A 3,864-nucleotide genomic window follows, 5' to 3' on the forward strand; every position below is an offset into this window, starting at 1 on the left:
CCTGCCTCTTCCGCCAATTCCTCGGTGGCGTCGAGCGCGAGGACCACCTCGCCCCGTTTGACATGGCTGCCGTCGACGGGGGGCAGGCTTTTGACTTTGCCTGCCTCTAACGGCTGGATGATCTTGACCTTGCCCGCCGGCTCGAACTTGCCCTGCGCCACCGCGATGATGTCGATGCGCCCGAAGTAGGACCAGAGCAGGGAAACCACCACGAAGGCGCAGATGATCACGATCAGGGCCATGCGCACCGGCGACGGCGGCGTCTCCAGGATCTCCAGGGCCGGCGCCAGGAACTCCTGGTCCGAGCGGCGCGGCTTGAGGCGTTTGGGCGGCCTGGGAATGGGCCGGCCGGCATTGGGCGGTGGGGATTGCGCGTTCATGATGAGGCCGCCTCCATCCTGTCGTTCTGCAGGGCCCAGAGCCGGGCATAGACACCGTCTGGCCTGGCCAGCAGCTCGGCATGGCTGCCGATCTCGACGATGCGGCCATCCGCCATGCCGACGATGCGGTTGCAGGGCCGGACCGCGGCAAGGCGATGGGCGATGATGATCACGGTGCGCCCCTGGACGATCTGGCGCATATTGGTCTGGATCACCCGCTCGCTCTCATAATCGAGCGCCGAGGTCGCCTCGTCGAAGATCAGGATCGGCGGATTGGTGGCAAGGGCTCTGGCAATGGCGATGCGCTGGCGCTGGCCGCCGGAGAGATTGGCGCCGCGCTCCTCGATGATGGTGTCATAGCCAGCCGGCAGCTTGGCGATGAACTCGTCCGCCCCTGCAAGCCTGGCGATGGCGATGACGTTGGCCCGCGGCAGGGCCGGGTTGGCGAAGGCGATGTTGTCGTGGATGGAGCGGTTGAACAGCAGGTTCTCCTGCAGCACCACGCCGATCTGGCTGCGCAGCCAGGCTGGATCCACCTGGGAGAGGTCGGCGCCATCGAGCAGGACCTGGCCTTCCTCCGGCGTATAGAGGCGCTGGACCAGCTTGGTCAGGGTCGACTTGCCCGAGCCCGAGGCGCCGACGATGCCGATCACCTCGCCGGGCTGGACGGCAAGCGAGACGGATTTGAGCACTTCCGGCGAGCCGGGCCGATAGCGGAAGGTGACATTCCTCAATTCGATCAGGCCACGCGGCGGCGGCAGCACCAGGCTGGTCTGGGGCGAGCGCTCCGTCGGTGTATTGAGGATGTCGCCGAGCCGGTCCATGGAGATCTTGACCTGCTGGAAGTCCTGCCAGATTTGGGACAGGCGCAGCACCGGCTGCGTCACCTGCCCGGCGATCATGTTGAAGGCGACAAGAGCCCCGACCGAGAGTTCGCCATCGATCACCGCCTTGGCTCCGAACAGCAGCAGCAAGGCGGTGGAGAACTTGGAGACATATTGGATGGCGTTCTGGCCGCCGGCCGCCAGCATGGTTGCATCGAAGGAAGTTCTGACATAGGCGGCCAGGCGCTCGGACCATTGGGCATGCATCACCGGCTCGACCGCGCCGGCCTTCACCGTCTGGATGCCGACCACCGCCTCCACCAGGAATTGCTGGGAGATGGCGCCGCGGTTGAACTTCTCTTCGATCATCTTGCGGAGCGACGGCCGCACCGCCACGGCGATCAGGATGTAGAGCGGGATCGAGCCGATGACGATGAGGGTGAGCTTCCAGCTATAGGCCCAGAGCACCGCGATGAAGACGATGGTGAAGACGAGGTCGATGGCCGAGAACAGCCCCTGGCCGGTGAGGAAGTTGCGGATGGTCTCCAGTTCCCGCACCCGGGCCACCGTCTGACCGGCCGAGCGCGTCTCGAAGTAGCCGAGTGGCAGGCGCAGCAGGTGGCCGAACAGCTTTTGGCCGAGCTCGACGTCGATGCGGTTGGTGGTGTGGGAGAGGGCGTAGCTGCGCAGATATTGCAGCACCACGTCGAACAGGCCGATGATGGCGATGCCGGCGACCAGCACGAACAGGGTTGAATAGCCCTTATGGGAGAGGACCTTGTCGACCACGACCTGGAAGAACAGCGGCGTCACCAAGGCGAAGATCTGCACGAAGAGCGAAGCCAGCAACACATGGGCGAGCGGCTTGCGGTAACGCCAGAGCGAAGGCAGGAACCAGCCAAGGCCGAAGGAGCGCGGATCCGAGCCCGCTCCTTGCAGGCGCCGGCCGACCAGCAGGACCTGGCCGCCGATCTGCGCAAGGACGGCTTCCAAGGACAGTTCGCGGTCGATGCGGGTGATCGGATCGATCAGGCGGAACTTGCCGCTGGGGTTCTTGCCGCCGAAGACCTGGAAGGAGCCGTCGGCCACCCTGACGATCGCCGGCACCGGGATGGTCTCCAGGCGCTTGGGCGTGAGCTGGCCCACGATACGGGCCTTGAGGCCAATCATCGTGGCCGCGCGCACCAGATCGCGTTCACTGGCCAGACGCCCGGTTAGGGCGAGTTCGCCGGCCAGATGCTTGGGATCGGCGGCGATCCGGAAAAAAGCGGCGATGCCGCACAGAGCCCTCAGGCCGGAATCGAGCGGCTCGGGTGGGGCGGCAGGAGCGGAAGCTTGGTCCATGAAGGCTCGGAGAGAAACAAGGGTGAACGTCGAAAATCGTGCCTATCGGGGCGATGAGCCCCAGCCGCCATGGGTGGGTTCGCTGCCACCACTGGAGGCCAGGAGCCCACTCTGGAACAGATCGTGATGCTGACCGATCGTGGCCGAACCCGACAGCGTCCAAGAGGCCAGGGTGTTGATCCAGCCGTCGAAGAAGCCTTGCAGGGCGTCCGAAGCCGGTGTTGAAGCAGGCTGGCCGCGCACCTCGCTGAACCAGGGCGAGACGCCGGAACTGCCGCGCATGGGTTCGTAGATGAACGGTACGCCGTCGCCGGCAAAAGCGCCGTCGATACGCCGATCTGTTGCGACGACATCGATCTCGCGGATCTTGCTTTCAGGCGGGTTGGTTACGGTTGAGCTTATAGTCATATTTTCTTAAATTCCCGAAACTGGCATTCGAGCCGGACTGGCTGATAACGATGTTGCCGTCGGTGTTGTTGAGATCCACCGTGCCGCTAGGCGCCACATTGGCGGTCGTTGAACCGTTGTTGGTCGAAAGGTTCCAGCCCTTGTTCGCGATCTGGCTGGCCGCGTCGAGCTGGCCGACGTTTACCGGGTCATTGACCGCAATGCGGTTGGCGACATTGCCGATGGTCACCGGCGCGCCGGCATTCCCGAGCGTGATCTTGTTCTTCACTGCCGGGTCGTTATATTTCACCACGGCATCGGCGAGATTGTTGACGTTGTTGCCGATCGTCGTCACCGACGTGCCGATCGCGTTCACCGCCTGGTTGGTGGCAAAGAGTTGCGAACCGTTCACCGCATCGGTTGAGGTTCCGCTGATCCGGCCGGCCGCAACATTGGTGATGGTCCGTTCCTTGCCGGAGGAGCCGACGCTCACCGTGGAATTGGCGGCATTGCCGGCATAATTGTAGCTCGTGCCGTTGATCGTGCCACTCGGCGTGTTCACCGCGGCGGCCGTGGTAGAGCCGGCGCCCAGAGCGACGTCGTTGGCATTGCCTGCATTCGAGCCGGAGCCGAGAGCAACGGCATTGGCGGCTGCGCCCGTGGCCTTGTCACCGAAAGCAAGAGCACCGGCAGCCGCGGCATTGGATTGATTGCCGAGCGAAACGGAACCCTGCCCGACCGCGAAATTGGCATTGCCCAGCGCGACGGCACCGTTCGCCGCCGTGGTGCCGGTCGTGTTGCCGGCGGCGGTATTGTTGGCGCCGAGCGCCACGGCACCTGTGCCGTTGGCCACATTCGGGTCGCCGATCGCCACCGCGCCATCACCGATGGCCTTCTGACCCAGGCCGATGGCGACGGCCCCTCCAGCC

General features: G+C 64.7%; 2 protein-coding genes and 2 pseudogenes. All 4 read right to left on the bottom strand.

All coding sequences use genetic code 11. The features are described 5' to 3' along the window. Positions 1–380: pseudogene (locus ACTJKX_RS30245) on the bottom strand (HlyD family type I secretion periplasmic adaptor subunit); the annotation flags it as partial. Next, positions 377–2,548, bottom strand: coding sequence for a type I secretion system permease/ATPase (locus tag ACTJKX_RS30250; protein ID WP_440727529.1), 2,172 nt, complete (start codon positions 2,546–2,548; stop codon positions 377–379). The gene ACTJKX_RS30250 and the pseudogene ACTJKX_RS30245, both read right to left, overlap by 4 nt. 42 nt (positions 2,549–2,590) lie before the next feature. Then, positions 2,591–2,956: a hypothetical protein gene (locus tag ACTJKX_RS30255; protein WP_440727530.1), complete on the bottom strand. Its 366-nt coding sequence runs from the start codon at positions 2,954–2,956 to the stop codon at positions 2,591–2,593. Next, positions 2,922–3,864, bottom strand: a pseudogene (locus tag ACTJKX_RS30260) (hypothetical protein); the annotation flags it as partial. The pseudogene ACTJKX_RS30260 and the gene ACTJKX_RS30255, both read right to left, overlap by 35 nt.

It is taken from the genome of Labrys sp. 22185 (assembly GCF_052045555.1).
GTDB classification, from domain to species: domain Bacteria; phylum Pseudomonadota; class Alphaproteobacteria; order Rhizobiales; family Labraceae; genus Labrys; species Labrys neptuniae.

Bases quoted from the DNA above. Each gene is read 5' to 3' on its own strand.
- ACTJKX_RS30250 (WP_440727529.1), bottom strand. From the start codon at position 2,548: ATGGACCAAGCTTCCGCTCCTGCCGCCCCACCCGAGCCGCTCGATTCC.
- ACTJKX_RS30255 (WP_440727530.1), bottom strand. From the start codon at position 2,956: ATGACTATAAGCTCAACCGTAACCAACCCGCCTGAAAGCAAGATCCGC.